The organism is Sphingomonas sp. jy18 (genome assembly GCF_056931895.1).
The window spans coordinates 516,998-537,621 of record NZ_JBXPBT010000001.1; the positions used below are offsets into that span (position 1 = coordinate 516,998).

At 65.2% G+C, this 20,624-nt stretch carries 20 protein-coding genes; 14 read left to right on the forward strand and 6 right to left on the reverse strand.

Annotation, left to right across the window (positions count from 1 at the left end):
- The first annotated feature begins 28 nt into the window (after positions 1 to 28).
- From thiC to AC0QC4_RS02530, 5 genes are all read left to right on the forward strand, one after another.
- Positions 29 to 1,888: a phosphomethylpyrimidine synthase ThiC gene (thiC, locus tag AC0QC4_RS02510; RefSeq protein WP_483658137.1), complete on the forward strand. Its 1,860-nt coding sequence runs from the start codon at positions 29 to 31 to the stop codon at positions 1,886 to 1,888.
- Positions 1,885 to 2,151: a hypothetical protein gene (locus AC0QC4_RS02515; protein ID WP_483658138.1), complete on the forward strand. Its 267-nt coding sequence runs from the start codon at positions 1,885 to 1,887 to the stop codon at positions 2,149 to 2,151. Before thiC ends, AC0QC4_RS02515 begins: the two co-directional genes overlap by 4 nt.
- A 155-nt stretch (positions 2,152 to 2,306) precedes the next feature.
- Positions 2,307 to 3,233: a helix-turn-helix domain-containing protein gene (locus AC0QC4_RS02520; protein WP_483658139.1), complete on the forward strand. Its 927-nt coding sequence runs from the start codon at positions 2,307 to 2,309 to the stop codon at positions 3,231 to 3,233.
- A 70-nt stretch (positions 3,234 to 3,303) separates the two neighbouring features.
- Complete coding sequence (locus AC0QC4_RS02525) at positions 3,304 to 3,930, forward strand: hypothetical protein (RefSeq protein ID WP_483658140.1); 627 nt, start codon at positions 3,304 to 3,306, stop codon at positions 3,928 to 3,930.
- A 140-nt stretch (positions 3,931 to 4,070) separates the two neighbouring features.
- Positions 4,071 to 5,750 (forward strand): RNA-directed DNA polymerase, encoded by a 1,680-nt coding sequence (locus AC0QC4_RS02530; RefSeq protein ID WP_483658141.1) that lies wholly within the window; start codon positions 4,071 to 4,073, stop codon positions 5,748 to 5,750.
- Between the two features lie 45 nt (positions 5,751 to 5,795).
- On the opposite strand, the gene AC0QC4_RS02535 is transcribed toward AC0QC4_RS02530, so the two are convergent.
- Entirely contained in the window at positions 5,796 to 6,197 is a 402-nt protein-coding gene (locus AC0QC4_RS02535; protein ID WP_483658640.1) for a DUF2200 family protein, read from the reverse strand.
- Positions 6,116 to 6,466 (reverse strand): hypothetical protein, encoded by a 351-nt coding sequence (locus AC0QC4_RS02540; RefSeq protein ID WP_483658142.1) that lies wholly within the window; start codon positions 6,464 to 6,466, stop codon positions 6,116 to 6,118. The genes AC0QC4_RS02535 and AC0QC4_RS02540 overlap by 82 nt, the downstream gene beginning before the upstream one ends.
- Before the next feature lie 138 nt (positions 6,467 to 6,604).
- Between AC0QC4_RS02540 and AC0QC4_RS02545 the strand changes: the two genes are divergently transcribed.
- The gene (locus tag AC0QC4_RS02545; RefSeq protein WP_483658143.1) at positions 6,605 to 7,468 is read left to right on the forward strand and encodes a hypothetical protein; all 864 of its coding nucleotides are present in this window, start codon (positions 6,605 to 6,607) and stop codon (positions 7,466 to 7,468) included.
- Positions 7,469 to 7,563: 95 nt separating this feature from the next.
- On the opposite strand, the gene AC0QC4_RS02550 is transcribed toward AC0QC4_RS02545, so the two are convergent.
- Positions 7,564 to 8,283, reverse strand: coding sequence for a phosphatase PAP2 family protein (locus AC0QC4_RS02550; protein ID WP_483658144.1), 720 nt, complete (start codon positions 8,281 to 8,283; stop codon positions 7,564 to 7,566).
- Positions 8,284 to 8,548: 265 nt separating this feature from the next.
- Positions 8,549 to 9,067: a sterol desaturase family protein gene (locus AC0QC4_RS02555; protein WP_483658145.1), complete on the reverse strand. Its 519-nt coding sequence runs from the start codon at positions 9,065 to 9,067 to the stop codon at positions 8,549 to 8,551.
- Between the two features lie 82 nt (positions 9,068 to 9,149).
- Between AC0QC4_RS02555 and leuC the strand changes: the two genes are divergently transcribed.
- The 4 genes from leuC (at position 9,150) to AC0QC4_RS02575 (ending at position 12,628) form a co-directional block, all read left to right on the forward strand.
- Positions 9,150 to 10,577: a 3-isopropylmalate dehydratase large subunit gene (leuC, locus tag AC0QC4_RS02560; RefSeq protein ID WP_483658146.1), complete on the forward strand. Its 1,428-nt coding sequence runs from the start codon at positions 9,150 to 9,152 to the stop codon at positions 10,575 to 10,577.
- Between the two features lie 87 nt (positions 10,578 to 10,664).
- Entirely contained in the window at positions 10,665 to 11,021 is a 357-nt protein-coding gene (locus tag AC0QC4_RS02565; protein WP_483658147.1) for a hypothetical protein, read from the forward strand.
- A gap of 80 nt (positions 11,022 to 11,101) precedes the next feature.
- The gene (locus AC0QC4_RS02570; protein ID WP_483658148.1) at positions 11,102 to 11,659 is read left to right on the forward strand and encodes a YqhG/Tai3 family protein; all 558 of its coding nucleotides are present in this window, start codon (positions 11,102 to 11,104) and stop codon (positions 11,657 to 11,659) included.
- Positions 11,660 to 11,689: 30 nt separating this feature from the next.
- The gene (locus AC0QC4_RS02575) at positions 11,690 to 12,628 is read left to right on the forward strand and encodes a D-2-hydroxyacid dehydrogenase (RefSeq protein WP_483658149.1); all 939 of its coding nucleotides are present in this window, start codon (positions 11,690 to 11,692) and stop codon (positions 12,626 to 12,628) included.
- 141 nt (positions 12,629 to 12,769) lie between these two features.
- Here the strand turns inward: AC0QC4_RS02575 and putA are convergent, their stop codons facing one another.
- Both putA and AC0QC4_RS02585 read right to left on the reverse strand, forming a co-directional pair.
- Entirely contained in the window at positions 12,770 to 15,880 is a 3,111-nt protein-coding gene (gene putA, locus AC0QC4_RS02580) for a bifunctional proline dehydrogenase/L-glutamate gamma-semialdehyde dehydrogenase PutA (protein WP_483658150.1), read from the reverse strand.
- Between the two features lie 247 nt (positions 15,881 to 16,127).
- Positions 16,128 to 17,183 (reverse strand): sigma-54 interaction domain-containing protein, encoded by a 1,056-nt coding sequence (locus AC0QC4_RS02585; protein ID WP_483658151.1) that lies wholly within the window; start codon positions 17,181 to 17,183, stop codon positions 16,128 to 16,130.
- 79 nt (positions 17,184 to 17,262) lie between these two features.
- Here AC0QC4_RS02585 and AC0QC4_RS02590 point away from each other — a divergent pair, with 79 nt between their 5' ends.
- From AC0QC4_RS02590 to AC0QC4_RS02605, 4 genes are all read left to right on the forward strand, one after another.
- Positions 17,263 to 17,580, forward strand: a complete 318-nt coding sequence (locus AC0QC4_RS02590) for a hypothetical protein (protein ID WP_483658152.1) — start codon at positions 17,263 to 17,265, stop codon at positions 17,578 to 17,580.
- 89 nt (positions 17,581 to 17,669) lie between these two features.
- Positions 17,670 to 18,869 carry an ADP-forming succinate--CoA ligase subunit beta gene (gene sucC / locus AC0QC4_RS02595; RefSeq protein WP_483658153.1) on the forward strand — a complete coding sequence of 400 codons (1,200 nt, stop codon included), beginning with the start codon at positions 17,670 to 17,672 and terminating at the stop codon, positions 18,867 to 18,869.
- A gap of 76 nt (positions 18,870 to 18,945) precedes the next feature.
- Positions 18,946 to 19,692 carry an electron transfer flavoprotein subunit beta/FixA family protein gene (locus AC0QC4_RS02600; protein WP_483658154.1) on the forward strand — a complete coding sequence of 249 codons (747 nt, stop codon included), beginning with the start codon at positions 18,946 to 18,948 and terminating at the stop codon, positions 19,690 to 19,692.
- 1 nt (position 19,693) lies between these two features.
- Complete coding sequence (locus tag AC0QC4_RS02605) at positions 19,694 to 20,623, forward strand: electron transfer flavoprotein subunit alpha/FixB family protein (RefSeq protein WP_483658155.1); 930 nt, start codon at positions 19,694 to 19,696, stop codon at positions 20,621 to 20,623.
- The last annotated feature ends 1 nt before the right edge of the window (position 20,624 follow it).

Here is a 20,624-nt window from a genome sequence, read left to right on the forward strand (position 1 = left end):
GCACTCCGCCAACTGGAGCGCATGAGCCATGGCCGATATCCCAGCCCGCACCGAACTCGCCGTCACCACCGGCCCGATCCGCGGCAGCAAGAAAATCCACGTCGGCCCGCTCAAGGTGGCGATGCGCGAGATCCATCTCGAGCCGTCGTCGGGCGAGCCGCCGGTGCGGGTCTATGACACCTCCGGCCCCTATACCGACCCGGCGGCGCGCATCGACATCATGGCGGGCCTGCCCGAGCTGCGCCGCGAGTGGATCCGCGCGCGCGGCGATGTCGAGGAAGTGACGCAGCGCGAGGTGCGGCCCGAAGACAATGGCCAGCTCGGCCCGGATCGCAGCGGCGGCGTCCCTGCCTTCCCCAACGTCCGCAAGAAGGTGCTGCGCGCCAGGGCCGGCGCGAACGTCAGCCAGATGCACTATGCCCGCCGCGGCATCATCACGCCCGAGATGGAATATGTCGCCGAGCGCGAGAATCTCGGCCGCGCCCGCCTAGCCGAGTACAAGCGCGACGGCGAGAGCTTCGGCGCCGCCATCCCCGATTATGTCACCCCCGAATTCGTGCGCGACGAGGTGGCGCGCGGCCGCGCCATTATCCCCAGCAACATCAACCACCCCGAATCCGAGCCGATGGCGATCGGCCGCAACTTCCTGGTCAAGATCAACGCCAATATCGGCAACAGCGCCGTCGCATCCGATGTCGCGAGCGAAGTCGACAAGATGGTGTGGGCGATCCGCTGGGGCGCGGACACGGTGATGGACCTTTCCACCGGCCGCAACATCCATGACACCCGCGAATGGATTTTGCGGAACAGCCCCGTCCCCATCGGCACCGTGCCCATCTATCAGGCGCTGGAAAAGGTCGGCGGCATTGCCGAGGATCTGACCTGGGAAATCTTCGCCGATACGCTGATCGAACAGGCCGAGCAGGGCGTCGACTATTTCACCATCCACGCCGGCGTGCGCCTGCCCTATGTTCCGCTCGCGGCGAAGCGGATGACCGGCATCGTCAGCCGCGGCGGCAGCATCATGGCCAAATGGTGCCTGGCGCACCACAAGGAGAGCTTCCTCTACGAGCGCTTCGACGAGATCACCGAGATCATGAAGGCCTATGACGTCGCCTATTCGCTGGGAGACGGCCTGCGCCCCGGCAGCATCTATGACGCCAATGACGAAGCGCAGTTCGCCGAGCTCTACACGCTGGGCGAGCTGACCAAGCGCGCCTGGGCGCAGGATGTGCAGGTGATGATCGAAGGGCCCGGCCATGTGCCGATGCACAAGATCAAGGAGAATATGGAAAAGCAGCTCGAAGCGTGCGGCGAGGCGCCCTTCTATACCTTGGGGCCGCTGACCACCGACATCGCGCCGGGATATGACCATATCACCAGCGGCATCGGCGCGGCGCAGATCGGCTGGTATGGCACGGCGATGCTCTGCTACGTCACGCCCAAGGAGCATCTGGGCCTGCCCGACCGCGATGACGTGAAAGTCGGCGTCGTCACCTACAAGCTCGCCGCGCACGCCGCCGATCTCGCCAAGGGCCACCCGGCGGCACAGGTGCGCGACGATGCGCTGAGCAAGGCGCGCTTCGAATTCCGCTGGCGCGACCAGTTCAATCTCAGCCTCGATCCCGATACCGCCGAGCAGTATCACGACCAGACGCTGCCCGCCGAAGGCGCCAAGACCGCGCATTTCTGTTCGATGTGCGGCCCCAAATTCTGTTCGATGAAGATCAGCCAAGAGGTGCGCGAATTCGCCCGCCTGCAGAACCAGCCCGCCGACGGCTTCATCGCCGCGGAAGAGGCCGAGGCCGGCATGGCGCAGATGAGCGAGGTCTATGAGGAGACAGGCCGCGAGCTCTATCTCGGTGCAGGCGGGCGCGAGCACGATTGATGGGCTGGCTGGCGGCGCTGGCCAGCGCGCTGCTGGCGCTGCTCACGGCCCTGTTCACTGCGCTGTGGCTGGCACGGCGCGCGCTGCCTTATAACGAGATGGGCCGGCATTTCGATGCAGCGTCGGCGGTGGTGTATGATGAGGGCGCGGTGCTGGTCTATGGCGCGCTGGCGCTGATCTGCGGCGCGGGCGCGCTCGCGTCGACGCTCGTCACGCGGCTCCTGTGGCGGAAGCGCCCGGATGGCCTGCCGCCGCGCGACTGACCCCGCGCCCACCCCGCAACACGCGATTGCATGGACATCCCCCGCGGACTTTGCCATCCTGCGGACAGGGAGAGAGCGGGATGACGGGGAACGACCAGGCGCCTGACCGGCACAAGCCGCATGCCAGCAGCCATAGCGGCGGGCGCGGCTGAGCGATGGCCGCCGCTGCACCGCAGCTCGATTCCGTGCCGCTCAGCTTCACCGCCCCCACACCCGGCGCGGTGACCATGCATCGCGCCAGCGGCATCGTCTCCACCTGCCTGTTCGGGACCTTCAACGGCGAGTGGACGACGGCGGCGATCGAGGGGCTGGCGTTCGACACGCTGCTGCTGACGCGCGGCAGCAACCGGCCGTGGCATGGCGTGCTCGGCGGGGCGCCCTTCAGCGTCGAACCGCACGGCACACTGCTGATCAGCTACATCCCGCAGGGGGTGCGCGGCGAGATGACCTATTTTGCCGAGGCCAACACATCTTCGCTGCTGATGTTTCCGCCCGGCCGCCTGGCCAACATGATGCCGGCAGACAGCGCCGCTGCAGCCACGCCCATCGCGATGCTCGACAGCGCGCGGCTGGTGGCGCTGTTCCAGATGATCGAGACCGAGATCCTCGATCCCGATACCGAGCGCCCCGGCCATATCGAGACGTTGACGCGGATGCTGGCACGGGCGCTGGCGGAGCGGGCGACGCCACACGCAACCGGCAGCCGCGCGCATATGGACATCGGCCCATACAAGCTGAAACGCGTGCTCGACTATGTCGACGATCATCTCGACAAGAATGTCGACATTGCCACGATGGCCGAGGTCGCCGGGCTGTCGCGCTATTATTTCATCGGCATTTTCAGGCGCGCCACCGGTCGATCCCCTTATCAGCATCTGCTCCACCGGCGGGTGGCGCATGCGCAGACGCTGATCGCCAACAGCGATCTGACGCTGGCGGAGATTGCCGAGCGCAGCGGCTTTGCCAATCCCGGCCATTTCAGCACCGCATTCAAGCGCGCCACCGGCCAGCCACCTGTCCGCTACCGGGATCTGGTACGGCGCGGCGTGCCCGTTCCCGGCACTGTGCTGGCGCAACCCTGAACGCGGCACATTGGTTATCGACAACCGCATGGTCGCCATGCTCAATGCTCTGCGTTTCAGGAGCATTGCCATGGCCCGCCGCATCGTCCCGCTGCTGATCCTCTCGACGCTCGCCGCCTGCGCGCCCGATGCGTCGTCACCGCCGGCGGCGTCCGGGGCGACGGGGGCGGATGCCGCCGCGCCCGCCGATCCGGCACCGGCCGCGCAAGCGATGGCGCTGACCGTGGAGGCCGAGGGCCTGCGCCTGGTCGATCCCGCCAGCGGCTCCGCCCGCCCCATCCCGTTCGGCACTGCGCAGGCGCAGGTGATGACCGCGCTGGCCAGCCGCGGCGCGGCGGAGACGGGGACCAATGCGGAATGCGGCGCCGGCCCGCTCGCCTACGCTCGCTGGCCCGACGGGCTGACCCTGTGGTTCCAGGAGGGCGCCTTCGCCGGCTGGGCACTCAACGCCCCCGCACCCGACGCGCCGCCATCGCCCGCCGGCGGCATCAGCACCGCCAGCGGCCTGACCGTGGGCAACAGCCAGACCACCCCCAGCACCCGCGCCGATCTCGACAGCGCCTATGCCGCCACCGTCGAGCAATCGACACTGGGCACCGAATTCACGGCGGGCGAGCTCTACGGCCTGCTCGACGGCGAGGGCAGCGGGGCGAAGGTGACGGCGCTGTGGGCGGGGGTGAGTTGCAATTTTCGGTGAGGGGGGCAGCGGGCTAACAGTCAACGTGGGGTTCGCACCGTAGAGCGCCTTCACACCGTGAATTGCGGTTGGATAAGCTGCAACCACCTCGCTTTGATTGAAAGGCTAGCCAACGGAAATTCAGATACTATAACGTGCGAATGGATGAAGCACACTTCAAACGGGCGATATTGCATCTCGCGGATCTGAGCGACACTGACATACTGCCGCCGCTCTTTGAATTCCAATTTTTTAAGGAAGCGGCTGATTCAGTCGTTAGGAAACTGCTTTCCTTTACACCTGGTTCATACAACCCTGTCGGCGTGTTCGAAGTTCTGAGTCCCAAAACGCAGACGTCATTCAGAATCGCACACCAACTCCACGCAACCGACACATTGCTCTTCACCGCTGCTGCTATTGAGGTTGCGGCGGCGATCGACCAAGCCAGGCTCGGACCCGAGCATGGGGCGTTCTCTTATCGCTTTAATAGCGACGCTGCTTCCCCAAGCCTTTTCACTGATGAATGTAGCTATCACGAGTGGCTCATTTCAATATCTAATATGTGTGAACCGGCAAAGCCGTTCTCTAGTGAAATGTTAGTATTGGAAACCGATATCTCTGATTTTTATGGACGAATATATTTCCACAGAATAGAACATGTTCTTGATGATATTGAGGCCGCTAACGCACCACGTAAAATTATCGAGAACATTATCAAAAACTCCCGTGCTCGACAGTCGCACGGCTTGCCTGTCGGCGGCGCTGCTTCTCGTATTGTAGCAGAGGGAGTTTTGATTGATGTAGATACGATGTTGCGTCGTGAAGGGATTAAATTCACGCGTTTTGTTGACGATTTTCGGATTTTTGTTTCAAATCCCGCTGAAGCTCACACTGCGCTGTGCCGATTGGCTGAGCATCTTATGTTAACTGAGGGGCTTTCACTTAATGCAGCTAAGACTAGAATTGTATCTGCCTCTTCGGTCAAGGAGGAAATAGATAATAGTTTTTCCGATATATTTACGAATGATGAGCGCAATGGTCTTGATCGCTATTTTCAAGCGATTTATGACTCCGAGGACGTAGCTGAAACGATATCTGATGCAATTGATGTTGGCACTCTTATACAAAAGCTAGATAAGGCAATCAAACTTGAGAAAATAGATTATACGGCTGTAAAACTAATTCTAAGAGCACTAAGAGTAAGCCAAATTGATGACATTATGGGCTTTATGAGCCAATTTTCCCAGTTACTATATTTTGCACCACGAGATTTCTGTATGCTTCTTGGTGCCCAAGCGCAGAAAAATGCAGAGTCGGCCGATAGTATAGCAGACAGACTGCTTACTGTTGTAAGAACTTCCCCATTTAAAGACATGGCACTGGTGCGGATATGGGTAAATCATCTTTTTGTTGCTGGTGCGCTCCCGATTACCGATGCTCGAATGTCCCAGCTAGATTTCGGCGAGACTCAGATTGAGCGCCGCCAAAGCGTTTTGTTGCGCGGACGTTTGAAGGACAGGGCCTTTTTTCGGGAAGCGAAAACACGGTTTGGCGACCTTAGTGAGTGGGAGAAGCCGGCAGTAATGCTTGGTGCATCATGTCTAGCCGCAAGCGAATACGAAACATGGCTTGGATTCTGTAGAAACAAATCGACTAATATCGTTTTCGATGAATACATTTCTTGGTTAAAATCTAATCGGTCTGAGTTGCTAAAAAAACTGGATCAAAGCTTTGTGATAAAGTCAAGAAGTGAGAGAATGGCGGAATTATTTGGCGATATTGATTTTGAAAGTCTTTTTGGTAGCATTTTTGCTGCCAACCGCACACAGTCCGGCGCGTAAATCGGGCACTCTAGGGGTGCTAGAATTCACGCAATTATGGGTGCGCTACATCAAATCCGGCACACTCCCCTCATCCCTCCCGCATCCCTCCCGCAAGATCTTCGCCAGCGCCTTCCCCCGCGCCGGCTCGTCGATCAGCTTGTCCAGCACGCGGATGTCGCGCATCAGCGGGTTGTCCACCGTCTCCACCCGCACGCAGCACACTACCCCGGTCACCGCATCCCGCGCCGGGTTGCGGCGGGGGGCCGGGGTGAACAAGCGGCGGAGATCGGCGCGGCTGTCCAGCACCGCCTGCGGCCCGGCGGCGTCATAGCCGGTCAGCCCGCCGATGATCGGAAGCGCGCCGACTCTGCGGCCTCGCCTCGCTACAGCGGCAGCAATTGCCCGTCCCAGCCATATTGGCTGCCATTGCCCGTCTCGACGCGGATCAGATTGAGGTCGATCGATAGCGGCGCACTGCCCGGGCCGTTCATGATGCCGGTCGCCGCGACATAGTCGGTCGCCCCCGCGCTGTCCGCGCCCCATATCGCAAAGGCCGAATAATTGCGCCCCGGCACCGATCCGGCCGCCGCCCAGTTGCCGCCGACAGTGAACAGCATCTTCTTGAACCACAATTGCCCGGTGACCGCGCCGGTCGCATCGTCGGTCAGGAAATTGATCGTCACGTCGCGCGATCCATCGGAATATGGCTTGCTGCCCAGTTCCCAGTTCGACATCGGCTTCACTCCCTCTACCGGCCCGTCACAGACCATCGGACAGTGCACGGGCTATCACATGGCATTGCGGGCGCGCAGCGATATCCTCGCCTGAAAAAACGCTTTCCTACATGTTCCTTTTATGTTCCAAACTGTCCGATGGAACAGACCGACTCAGCCCATGGTGACGACGCCACGGCCGTCACCACCACCCACCCCTATGACCCCGCCGACTATCGCTGGGTACCCGTCCGCCGCAAGCCGCGCCTGGATGGCTGGACGGAGGAGAAGCAGCGCCGCTTTATCGAGGAGCTGGCGGATACCGGCATCGTCCGCGTCGCGGCCAAGGCGGTGGGGATGACGCCGCAGAGCGCCTACCGGCTGCGCCGCTCGCCCGATGGCGCCGCCTTTGCCCGCGCCTGGGATATCGCCCGCCAGCATGCCGGCGCCCTGTTGGAGGATATCGCCTTCGAACGCGCCATAGAGGGCGTCGAGCAGAATATCTTTGATGAGCATGGCACCGTCGTCTGCACCAAGCGGGTGGTCAATGACCGGCTGCTGACCTTCTTGCTCGCCCATCTGATGCCCGACCGCTACGGGCGCGCCGCCCGCGGCGCGGGCGCAGACGCCGCCGCCGCCGCCGCCGCCGCCCGCAACACCGAAACAGCCGTCGACTCCATCGTAACGCAGACTGTCAGTCTGGCGGACAGTTTGCGCGCCATGGAACCGCAGCTCCCCGCCCCGGCCGAGCAACTGCTCGACCCCGATACGCTGGCGGCGGAGCTGGCGCTGGCCGACATGGCGGACGGGGAATTGCCCCATTTTTTCAACGAGCAGCGCCCCGAACCGACCAAGGCCCAGGTCGCAGCGGCTGAGCGCGCCGCGGTCGCCGCGCGCGGCGAGGCCGCCCTCGCCAAGCTGGACCGCAAGCAGGGCCCGCTCACCGATCAGGAATTCAACGACTTAAGCCTCTACCTCGACCCCACCCAGCGCAAGCCACTCGGCAAGAAGCGTTTCAGGTGAAACTTTAGCGGAACCTTTGGCGCAAATGCGTCGCCTGCGGACCTGATCCGGCGGCTCCTGCGGAGGCGATCCGCGGGCCGCCCACCCCGCCCCGGCTACACCATATCCCGCACCGCCCCGGCCATGGCGCGCAAATCGATCAGCATGTTGGCGATCTGGTGCATGGCGAGGAAGAACAGGGGATAGAACAGCGCCGGGTGGGTGCGGGAACGCAGGACGATGGTCTTGAGCAGCGCCAGATGCGGCACCACCCGCGCGCCGATCATGGCGATGATCACCCCGATCAGCCCGCCGACGATGAGATCGCTGGCATAATGCAGGCCGAGGTACAGGCACGGCAGCAGGATCATGACGATGACCCACAGCATGCCGACGATCGCGGCGCGGCGGGAAACCAGCCAGATGCCGGCGCACAGCGCGCAGAACAGCACGCCATGGTCGCTGGGAAAGCTGCTTTCGCCGGCGATGTTGAGCGAGTCCAGCGTGATGCCCTCGGGCAGGCGGAACGGCAGGCTGCCGTCGAATAGCGGGCGCGGGCGGAACGGCAGGGTCAGCGAGAGCAGCCGCGCCACCACCTCTGCCACCGCGCTGCTGATCAGCACGCCCAGGATCGCCAGCCGGTCCTGCCGCACCCGCGCCCGCACGCGGGTGCAGCGGCCGACCTCCGTGAACCAGGCGAACCACAGGAAGGCGCAGAGCACCCCGCCCTTGAGCAGCGCATTGGCCGAGAGCATCCACACCAGCCGGTCGAATTCAGGGCTGATGCCGTTGAGCGAGGCGAAGAAATGGGAAATGCGGTAATCGAACGAGGCCATGGATGCGAAATCTCTGCTGCAAGGCGCGCGGGCGCGGGGATGCAGGCTCGTTCGCAAGGAGCGGGCCAATTGCCCCGGGCGCGGATTTCCACACGATCGGCCGATGCGGGGGGTGCGGCGCGAGGGGCGGCGTTGCAAAATGCAATGCCGATCGTCGTGATTTGCGACGACCGCACTGGACTGTTTCCGCATGAGGAAGCGCGCGGGAACGGCGCGGCAGGGTGTCGACGCGCGTCCGCCTGACCGGCCCAGCGCGCCGGGGTCTTCAGTCCTGCGCCGACTCGCGCAGGCGGGCGCGGCCTTCGCTCACCTGGCGCCTGAGGTCGGCCTTCAGCGCCTCGGGCGAGCGGGCAAAGAGGAAGCCGAAGCTGACCCCGCCTTCCTTGCTCTGGGTGGCGTGGTGCAGCTTGTGCGCCTGCACCAGCCGCTTGGCATAGCCCGACTTGGGCACCCAGCGGAAATAGCGCTGGTGGACGAGGCCATCATGCGCCAGTGTGTAGAGGATGCCGTAGCCGAGGATGCCGATGCCGATGAAGGTCGCGGGCTCCCACGCCGCGGCCCCGGCGACCAGCGGGCTGCCAGCCGCGAACATGCTGATGCTCATCGCCGCGCCGACCACGGCGTAGAGATCGTTCTTCTCGAACATATTGTCGTGCCGCTCGTGATGGTCACGGTGCCAGCCCCAGCCGAAGCCGTGCATCACATATTTGTGGCTGACCCAGGCAACGCATTCCATCGCAAGGATGGTGACGATGATGATGACGATGGCAGCGATTGGCGACATGGCTGTCCATATAGGCGAAAGCGGCGCGGGTTTACAGAGCGGCTTGCGTTTCGCTCGCCGATGGTTCTAGGCAATTTTCATCATGCCAGCACCCAAGACCCTGTACGAAAAAATCTGGGACGCGCACATCGTCTCGCAGCGCGAGGACGGCACCGCGCTGATCTTCATCGATCGCCATCTGGTGCATGAAGTCACCAGCCCGCAGGCTTTTGCCGGGCTCAAGGCCAATGGCCGCGGCGTGCGCCGCCCGGACCTGACGCTGGCGGTGCCCGACCATAATCTGCCGACCACCCCGCGCGTCGACGCCGCCGGCCGGCCGGTGCCGATCGCCGACCCCGAAAGCGCGGCGCAGCTGGAGGCGCTGGAGGCCAATGTCGCGGCGTTCGGCGTGCCCTATATTCCGGCGACCGACGTGCGGCAGGGCATCGTCCATGTCATCGGCCCCGAACAGGGCTTCACCCTGCCCGGCCTGACCATGGTCTGCGGCGACAGCCACACCGCAGCGCATGGCGCGCTCGGCGCGCTCGCCTTCGGCATCGGCACGTCGGAGGTGGAGCATGTGCTGGGCACCCAGACCCTGTGGCTGGCGCCATCCCGGACCATGGAAGTGCGCGTCGATGGCGCGCTCGGGCCGGGGGTGACGGCCAAGGACGTGATCCTCCACATCGTCGGCCTGATCGGCACGGCGGGCGGCACCGGCCATGTCATCGAATTTCGCGGATCGGCCATCGAGGCGCTGAGCATCGAAGGGCGGCTGACGATCAGCAACATGGCGATCGAGGCTGGCGCACGCGCCGGGCTGATCGCGCCCGACGAGACCACCTTCGCTTATTTGAAGGGTCGGCCGATGGCGCCCAAGGGCGCCGCCTGGGACGCCGCGCTGGCCTATTGGCGGACGCTGCCGACCGACGCCGGCGCGCGCTTCGACAAGAGCGTGCTGATCGACGCGGCCGACATCGCGCCGAGCGTGACCTGGGGCACCAGCCCGGAGGATGTCGTGCCGATCACCGGCAGCGTGCCCGCGCCGGAAAGCTTCGCCGACCCTTCCAAGCAGGAAGCGGCGCGCAAGTCGCTCGATTACATGGGCCTGACCCCCGGCACGCCGATGAGCGCGGTCGAGGTGCAGAATATCTTCATTGGCAGTTGCACCAACAGCCGCATCGAGGATCTGCGCGCCGCCGCCGCCGTGCTCAAGGGGCGGCGCAAGGCCGAGGGCGTGAAATGGGCGATCGTCGTCCCCGGATCGGGCTTGGTCAAAGCCCAGGCCGAGGCGGAGGGCATCGACCGCATTTTCATCGACGCCGGCTTCGAATGGCGCGAGCCGGGCTGCTCGGCCTGCCTCGGCATGAACCCGGACAAGGTGCCGCCTGGCGAGCGTGCGGCATCGACATCCAACCGCAATTTCGTCGGCCGGCAGGGGCCGGGAGCCCGCACCCACCTCGTCTCCCCGGCCATGGCCGCGGCGGCGGCGGTGACCGGGCGGCTGAGCGACGTGAGGGCGCTGGTCTAGGGCCAGGGCCCTGGGCCGCCTGGCCGCCCGGCGCGGGAGCGGCACGAAAGCGCTTGCTTACATCAATGTAAGTGATACGCTTGCCGGATGCTCGACCGCATCCTCTGGCTCATCCTGGCCGCCATCCACGCCACGCCGGCGCTGGCTTTCATCCGCCCCGCGACACTGAGCGCGATGTATCGCCTGCAGGCGGACAATCCGCTGTTCCTGCTGATGCGCCACCGCGCTGCGCTGTTCGTCGTCATCCTCGTCATCGCGCTGTGGGCGATGGTCGATCCGGGGGCGCGGCGCCTGGCCTCGGTCGCGCTGGCGATCAGCATGCTCAGCTTCCTGTGGCTTTACTGGCAGGCTGGATCGCCGCCGGCGCTGAAAACCATAGCGCTGGTCGATCTGGCCGGCCTGCCGGTGCTGGCTCTGGCCATGGGGCGGGCTTTTACGCAATAAGGCGGGGCTGTTATGGCAAGACTCGCGCGCGGCTGCAGCGGCCATGCGCAGCCGCCCGATGAACAAGAAGGGGAGAAGCGATGCTACGCACTGTGCTTTTGGGAACGACCGCAATGCTGCTGGCCGCCTGTTCGGCCAGCGACAAGGCTGCAGACGCCGCGCCGACCGCCGCGGACAGCGCAGCGACCAGCCCGTCCTTCACGCCGAGCGACGCCGACCAGACCGCACTGCGCGATGCCGTCACCGCGCTGTTCGAACCCTACAAGAGCGAGGATTTCCCCAGCATAACCGAGCGACCCATCTTCACCCAGGCAACCGGCGCACTGGTCCAGCAATGGGAGCGCAGCCAGACCGACCAGATCGACGTGCTCGGCGATTTCGACTGGCTGTGCCAGTGCAATGATAATGATCCCAGCCAGTTCGCGCTGCTGGAGCAGACCGCGGAATGGTCGGGGCCCGACAGCGCAACCGTCACGGTGCAGACCCGCGGGGATCCCGCCAGCCAGACCCGGCTGATCATGGCCATGCGCCGCGAAACGGGCAAATGGTTGATCGAAGACCTGACTTTCCAGGGTCTCGAGACACCGCTGGTGGCGCAGTTGCAGCGGGAAATCGCCGCCAACACCGCCGCCCGCTGACCCTTCGATCCGCCCGCTGAAGGAACCGGCATGACCATCCTCGTCGCCTCCGCCATGGTCCGTCCCGCACTCGAGCAGCGCCTGCCGGACTGGGTCGATCCGCACTGGTTCACCAGCACCGAAGAGCTGTTCGCGCTGGCGCCGACCGCGGAAATCGGCTGGTTCGACCTCTACAAGAAGGACGACATGGCCGAGGCGGTGCGCCGCGCGAGCAACCTCAAATGGCTCAACTCGATCTATGCGGGCGTCGACGGCATGCCGCTCGATCTTCTCGCCGAGCGCGGCGTCACCTTCACCAACGGTGCCGGGATCAACGCGATCACCATCGCCGAATATGTGGTGATGGGCATGCTGACCGTCGCCAAGGGCTATCGCGACGTGGTGCGCGCGCAGGAACGGCACGAGTGGCTGATGGATTCACCGGGCAAGGTCGAGCTCTACGGCTCGCGGGCCTTGCTGCTCGGCTATGGCGCGATCGGCAAGCTGGTCGAGGAGCGATTGGTGCCGTTCGGCGTCGACGTCACCGTGGTGCGCCGCTCGAAGGGCGACAAGGTGCTGGGGCCCGATGAATGGCGGGCGCAGCTCCATGAATTCGACTGGGTGATCCTGGCCGTCCCCGCCACCGCAGAGACTGACGGGATGATCGGCGCCGCCGAGCTGGCGGCTATGAAATCCAGCGCCGTGCTGATCAACATCGCCCGCGGGACGGTGGTCGATCAGGATGCGCTGGTGGCGGCGCTGTCCGCCAAACAGATCGGCGGCGCCTTCCTCGACGTGACCACGCCCGAGCCGCTGCCGCCGGGGCACCCGCTGTGGGGCCTCGATACGGCGCACATCACCATGCACTTGTCCGGCCGCGCGCAGGACAAGATGTTCGGCCGCTCGGTCGAGCGGTTTCTGGCCAATCTGGAACGGTGGCACAGCGGCGAGCGGGTGGAGCCGCAAGTGGATTTGAAGCTGGGGTATTGATCATCCCCTCTCCCGCCTGCGGGAGAGGGAAAGACGCCGAAGGCGGCGAGGGTGAGGGTGTGTCTGGGCGCCGTCGCTCTCGGCACACACCCTCACCCTGGCGCTTCGCGCCTGTCCCTCTCCCGCAAGCGGGAGAGGGCATTATCGCGCCATCAGCGCGGCATTGCCACCCGCTGCCGTGACATCGGTGGATATCGTCTTTTCCTCGGCGAAGCGGAACAGATAGTGCGGGCCGCCGGCTTTGGGGCCGGTGCCTGACAGGCCGCGCCCGCCAAAGGGCTGCACGCCGACGACGGCTCCGATCTGGTTGCGGTTGACGTAGATGTTGCCGACCCGCGCGCGCGCCGCGACATGCGCCGCGACGGCGTCGATGCGGCTGTGCAGCCCCAGCGTCAGGCCATAACCGCTGGCATTGATCGCATCGATCACCGCGTCCAGTTGTTCGCCCTCATAGGTGGCGACATGCAGCACAGGGCCGAAAATCTCGCGCTTCAGATCGGCGATGGTGTCGAGGCGCACGAGCGTGGGCGGCACGAAATGGCCGGATGAGCCATCGAAGCGCGTTGCCTGTGCGATGACGCGGCCGGCGGCGCGCTGTTCCTCGACATAGGCGGCGATGCCACCCTGCGCTTCGGCATCGATGATCGGGCCAACATCGGTGGCGGGATCGGCGGGGTTGCCGACCTGCAGCTCGGCCATCGCCCCGGCGATCATCGCGATCATGCCATCGGCAACGTCACGCTGCACGATGAGCAGCCGCAGCGCCGAGCAGCGCTGCCCCGCGCTCTGGAAAGCAGAGGCCACCGCGTCGCGCGCCACCTGCTCGGGCAGCGCGGTCGAATCGACGATCATCGCATTGATGCCGCCGGTTTCGGCGACCAGCGCGGCGATGGGGCCATCGCGCATTGCCAGCGACCGGTTGATCAGCCGCGCGACCTCGGTCGATCCGGTGAACACCACCCCGGCGATGGCCGGGTGCGCGGAGAGCGCCGCACCGACCGTCTCGCCCGGGCCGGGCAGGAAATGCAGCACTTCGGGCGGCACCCCGGCGCGGTGCAGCAGATCGACAGCGGCAGCGGCGATCAACGGGGTCTGCTCGGCAGGCTTGGCCAGCACGGCATTGCCCGCAACCAGCGCGGCGCTGACCTGCCCCAGGAAAATCGCCAACGGGAAATTCCACGGGCTGATGCAGGCGAACACGCCCTTGCCTTCGAGGATCAGCTCGTTGCGCTCGCCGGTGGGGCCAGGCAGCGCGGTCGCGCGGTTGAAATGGGTGCGGGCTTCGCGCGCATAGTAACGCAGGAAATCGACCGCCTCGCGCACTTCGGACACAGCGTCGGCCAGCGTCTTGCCCGCCTCGTCCATCGCCAGCGCCAGGAAGATGGCCTCCTCGGCTTCGAGCAGGTCGGCGGCGCGCTCGAGCCGGTCGGCGCGGAAATCGCCTCCGGCGAGGCTCCAGTCGGGCTGGGCAGACAGGCTGGCGGCGACGGCGGCATCGACTTGTCCCGCATCGGCATCGGTGACCGTTCCGACCACGTCGCCGGTCGCCGGGTTATGGACAGGTGCACCGGTTCCGGCGTGCACGGCCCCAGCGACGACTGGTGCAGCGTGTCGTGGCGTGCGCCGCGCCTCGGCCATCGCACCGAGCAGCGCCTCTGGCACGCCGGGATCGCCCAGATCATGGCCACGGCTGTTGCGCCGCTCGGGCAGATAGAGGTCGAGTCCGGTCGGCAGCGGCGCGGTGCCGGTGGGGCGGGCCGCCGGCTCGCGCGGGTCGATCGCCAGTTCCTCAACGGTCACGTCGGGATCGGCGAACTGGTGGACGAAGCTCGAATTGGCGCCATTTTCCAGCAGGCGGCGGACAAGATAGGCGAGCAGGTCGCGATGGGTGCCAACGGGCGCATAGACGCGCACCGGACGCACCGGCCGGTCCTGGCTCGGGGCGATATCCATCAGCGCATCGTGCGCGCCCTCGCCCATGCCGTGCAGCCGCTGCAATTCATGGTCGGTCGCGCGCCCGAACAGCTTACCGATATAGGCGATGGTCATCGCATTGTGCGTGGCAAAGGCCGGATAGATGCAGTCGGCGAGGCCATGCAGCAGCTGGGCACAGCGCATGTAGTTGGTGTCGGTATGGTTCTTTTCGGTGAACACCGGCCAGTCGCCGAGGCCCGCGACCTGCGCGCGCTTGACCTCGCTGTCCCAATAGGCGCCCTTGACGAGGCGCAGCGCCACCCTGACGCCGCGGGCGCGGGCGAGCGCGCCGACCCATTCGATGACCGCCGAGGCGCGCTTCTGATAAGCCTGGACGACGATGCCGAGGCCGGCCCAGCCATCCGCCACACCGGCGTCGACCAGACCGGCGAAGATGTCGAGATGCGGTTCCAGCCGGTCGCTCTCCTCGGCATCGATCATCAGCGGCACATTGGCATCGCGTGCCGCCTGGGCGAGCCTGAGCACCACCGGAAACAGCTCCTCGGCACGCCGCTTGGGCTGCAGATATTCGTAGCGCGGGTGCAGCGCGGAAAGCTTGATCGAAATGCCGTGGTTTGCGTGCGGATCGCCCGATTTTGCGTGCCGGCCGATCGCGGCGATGGCATCGGCATAGCTCGCCGCATAGCGCGCCGCATCCTCCGCGGTGCGCGCCGCCTCGCCCAACATGTCGAACGAAGCGAGTTCTCCCTTTTCCTTGTTGGCGCGCTTCAGCGCCGCGCCGATATCCTCGCCCATCACGAACTGCTGACCGAGCAGCTTCATCGCCGCATAGGCCGCCTGGCGGATCACCGGCTCGCCCGACTTGCGGATCATCCGCTTCAAGATCGCGGCGGGGGAAGAGGTGCTGCCGATCTGGTCGAGCAGCAATGTCGCCGAGCCGAGACTGAGGCCGAAGCCGCTCAACTGGATGAGGAAGCTGTCGCCGCTTTCGCCATCGGCCCAGTGGCGCCCGGCGATCTTGTCGCGGATCAGGGCATTGGCGGTGTCGCTGTCGGGCACGCGCAGCAGCGCTTCGGCAAGGCACATCAGCACCACGCCCTCCTCGGTGGAGAGGCGGTATTTGTTCATCAGCGCGCCGACCAGCGTGTCGCGCTCGCCCTCGGCCTTGGCCGCGGCGATGATGCGCCGCCCCAGCGTCTTGACCGCCGCCACATCGGGACCGGCAGCCGCCAGCGCCGCGAGGTTGGAGGCGACAATGGCCGGTTCCGGCTGACGGTGGAGGGCGCGGATGGCGGTGCGGGGCGGGTGGCTGATCATCGGTTCGCCATAGCGCAATAAAGTTGCGCGCGAAACCACAGGCTGCCGCTGCCGCACCTGCCTAAAAGACCAAAAGCAAAGGGGCGGAGCGTCGCCGGTCAGGCAAGGGACCAGACTGGCCCGACCAGGCGACGCTCCTAGGCTGCCGTCCGAGTCCGACACCCATGGGGGTAACGGGTTCGAAACCGGTCAGGGGCATGAACCGGCACCTCTGACCACATTAGTGTGACTTCGGTCGGCTCCATGTTCAAATACTTTGCGGCAGTCCGAGTTCCCTCTGCGCTACACTCAACTTGTCTTTTTCTGACGGCAACTGGTCCAGTCCGTAACGACGCATGCGGTCGACAAAAGTCGTGCGACTCAATCCGACCCGCCGCGCCGCAGCGGCGACCGTCCATCGGCTGATTTCGAGCGCAGCGAGCAGTTGCTGGCGCTCGATGGCATCGAGCAGTCCGCGCAGGTCGCCATCGGGCAAAACCGGGGCGACAGACGCGTTCCCGGGTCCGCCAGCCGGGGCGAGCAGCGCATCCCACTGCGCCGCCTCCAGTCGGCCGCCAGCGGCAAACACCGCCGCACGCGTCAGGATCGTCCGCAGCTCGCGGACATTGCCGGGCCAGTCATGCGCGGACAGCCGGGCGAGCGCCGCATCGTCGATGCGCAGCGCCAGCCCGTGCCGCGCGATGATCGCCTCGCACAGCACGCCGATGTCCTCGCGCCGATCGACCAGCGGCGGCATCGTCACCGGCCACACCGCCAGCCTGTACCACAGATCCTCCCGGAACCGCCCCTCCCGACAGGCGCCGGCAAGATCGCGGTGCGTCGCACATACCACCCGGCCGGTGAAAGCGATCGGCCGCACCGATCCCACCCGCTCGAATTCCCGGGTCTCCAGCACGCGCAGCAGTCGCACCTGCGCGGCCAGCGGCATGTCGCCGATCTCGTCGAGAAACAGCGTGCCGCCGTTGGCCGCTTCGAACCGGCCGACGCGGCGCTGGCTGGCCCCGGTGAAACTGCCCCGTTCGTGCCCGAACAAGTCGGATTCGATCAGCTCGGCGGGAATCGCACCGCAATTGACCGCGACAAACGGCCGGGCCTCTCCGCCCAGCGCGTGCAGCGCGCGCGCCGCCACCTCCTTGCCGCTGCCGGTCGGGCCGTGCAGCACCACCGGTGCATCGCTGCCCGCTGCCAGCCGCACCATCCAGCGCAACCGCGTCATCGCCGGGCTGTCGCCGACCAGCAGCCGGCGCGCAGCATCGTCGGGCTCGGGGGAAAGAATATGCAGGAGCGGACGGGCACTGGTCATGCAGCGCGTTTGCGGGCAAGACCGTTAAGGCCGGGCAATCGACCGCGCCGGATTGGCGCCGAAGCAGGAGCAATTGATCATGGCTGTACGTTGGATCGCCGCCACGGCGGCGCTGGTCTTGCTGGCGGGCTGCGCCACCCCGGAACAGCGGGTGCGCGCCGGCTTGGTCGACGCCGGCCTGTCGCCGCCGCTCGCCGCCTGCATGGCGGAGCGCATGGTCGAGCGGCTCAATTTGCTGCAATTGCGCCGGATCGGACGATTAGGCGCGCTGCGCGACGCCAATGTCCGCGAATTGTCCGTCGAGCAGTTCCTCCACCGCGCCCGCGCGCTCGGCGACCCGGAGATTCTTGCTGTAATGACGACATCGGCCGGCATCTGCGCGATTCGCACCCGCTGACCGCTTTGCTTCGCTTGGCGCATGTGCTTTAGGCCATCCCGAGTCCCCTCGCGCGCGACGCAATTATCAATCAGGAAGGCCCGCACCCCATGAACATTCACGAATATCAGGCCAAGGAATTGCTGGCGAAGTTCGGCATTGCCATCCCGGCGGGCCACGCCGCGATGAGCGTCGAGGAAGCGGTTGCCGCCGCCAAGGCGCTGCCGGGGCCGCTCTATGTCGTGAAGTCGCAGATCCACGCCGGCGGGCGCGGCAAGGGCAAGTTCAAGGAATTGGGGCCGGATGCCAAGGGCGGCGTGCGGCTGGCCTTCAGCCTCGACGAGGTCGAGGCACACGCCAGGGACATGCTGGGCAACACGCTAGTGACGGTGCAGACCGGCGAAGCGGGCAAGCAGGTCAACCGCCTCTACATCACTGACGGCGCGGACATCGACAAGGAATATTACCTGTCGCTGCTGGTCGACCGCAAATCGAGCCGCATTGCCATGATCGTCTCGACCGAAGGCGGCATGAACATCGAGGATGTCGCGCACGACACGCCAGAAAAGATCATGACCATCACCATCGATCCCGCCACCGGCCTGACCGATGCCGATGCCAAAAAGGCGTCGGACGCGCTTCTGCTGGAGGGCGATCTTGCCGCCCAGGCGCAGGATACGGTCAAGAAGCTCTACGAAGCCTTCGTCGCCACCGACATGGAAATGTGCGAGATCAACCCGCTGGTGCAGACCAACGACGGCAAGATCCTCGTGCTCGACGCCAAGGTCTCCTTCGATGGCAACGCCATGTTCCGCCACAAGGACATCGCCGAACTGCGTGACGAGACCGAGGAAGACCCGGCCGAGGTCGAAGCGAGCAAATATGATCTCGCCTATATCAAGCTGGATGGCGACATCGGCTGCATGGTCAATGGCGCGGGCCTCGCCATGGCGACGATGGACATCATCAAATTGAACGGCATGTTCCCCGCCAATTTCCTCGACGTCGGCGGCGGCGCCTCGAAGGAGAAGGTGACGGCCGCCTTCAAGATCATCCTCGCCGATCCCAATGTGAAGGGCATCCTCGTCAACATCTTCGGCGGGATCATGAAGTGCGACATCATCGCCGAGGGCATCGTCGCGGCGGCCAAGGAAGTGAATCTGTCGGTGCCGCTGGTCGTCCGGCTGGAAGGCACCAATGTCGAGCAGGGCAAGAAAATCCTGTCCGAAAGCGGCCTCGCCATCGTCCCCGCCAACGACCTGGGCGATGCCGCGCAGAAGATCGTCGCGGAAGTGAAGAAGGTGGCTTGAAGCCGGGGCGTCAGCAGTTGACGTTAACGTCAACCAATCCTACAGCGCGTCACGCATTTTTCGAGGGAGTGAACCCATGAAAGCCCTGGTTACCGTCAAGCGGGTGCTGGATTACAACGTCAAGCCGCGGGTCAAATCCGACGGCAGCGGCGTCGATCTGGCCAATGTCAAAATGTCGATGAACCCGTTCGACGAAATCGCGGTCGAAGAAGCCATCCGCCTCAAGGAAAAGGGCGTGGTGAGCGAGATCGTTGCGGTCAGCGTCGGGCCCGCCAAGGCCGCCGAAACGCTGCGCACCGCGCTCGCGATGGGTGCAGACCGGGCGATCCTGGTCGAGACCGACGCCGAGGTCGAACCGCTCGCGGTCGCCAAGCTGTTGAAGGCGATCTGCGACGAGGAAGCACCGCAGCTGGTGATCCTCGGCAAGCAGGCGATCGACGATGATTCGAACCAGACCGGCCAGATGCTGGGCGCACTGACCGGCTGGGGCCAGGCGACCTTCGCCAACGAAGTCGCGATTGCCGATGGCGTCGCCACGGTGAAGCGCGAGATCGATGGCGGTCTGCAGACCGTTACCGTCAAGCTGCCCGCCATCGTCACCACCGACCTGCGCCTCAACGAGCCACGCTACGCCTCGCTGCCCAACATCATGAAGGCCAAGTCGAAGCCGATGGCGACCAAGAAGCCCGAAGACCTCGGCGTCGACATCGCGCCGCGCCTCAAGACGCTCAAGGTTTCCGAACCGCCGGTGCGTTCGGCGGGTATCAAGGTCGGTTCGGTCGACGAACTGGTTGAAAAGCTCAAGGCAATGGGAGTCGCATGACATGAAGACGCTCGTTTGGGTCGAACATGACGGTGCGACCGTCAAGGATGCCACGCTGTCGGCGGTGACCGCCGCTGCGGCGATCGGCGAGGTTCATCTGCTGGTTGCCGGCCAGGGCGTCGGTGCCGTGGCGGACGCTGCCGCCAAGATCGCCGGCGTCGGCAAGGTGCATGTCGCGGACGACGCTGCCCTCGCGCACGCTCTCCCTGAGAATGTCGCACCGCTGGTCGCCTCGCTGATGGCCAGCCACGACGCCTTCGTCGCGCCCGCCACCACCACCGGCAAGAATATCGCGCCGCGTGTCGCCGCCCTGCTCGACGTGATGCAGGTCAGCGAGATCCTGTCGGTCGAGGGCCCGAAGACCTTCACCCGCCCGATCTATGCCGGCAACGCCATCGCAACGGTCGAATCGAGCGATGCCAAGCTGGTGGTCACCGTGCGCGGCACCGCTTTCGACAAGGCGAGCCGCGAAGGCGGCAGCGGCACCATCGAAGCCGTCGGCGGCGCCAGCGAAGCAGGCACCTCGGGCTTCGTCGGTGAGGAAATCGCCAAGTCGGAACGTCCGGAGCTGACCAGCGCCAAGATTATCGTCTCGGGCGGTCGTGCGCTCGGCTCGGCCGAGAAATTCCAGGAAGTGATCATCCCGCTCGCCGACAAGCTCGGCTCGGGCGTCGGCGCCAGCCGCGCTGCGGTCGACGCGGGCTATGTCCCCAACGATTATCAGGTCGGCCAGACCGGCAAGATCGTCGCGCCGGAAGTCTATATCGCGGTCGGCATCTCCGGCGCGATCCAGCACCTTGCCGGCATGAAGGATTCGAAGACCATCATCGCCATCAACAAGGACGAGGACGCACCGATCTTCCAGGTCGCCGACATCGGCCTGGTCGGCGATCTGTTCACGATCGTTCCGGAACTGACCTCGAAACTGTGAG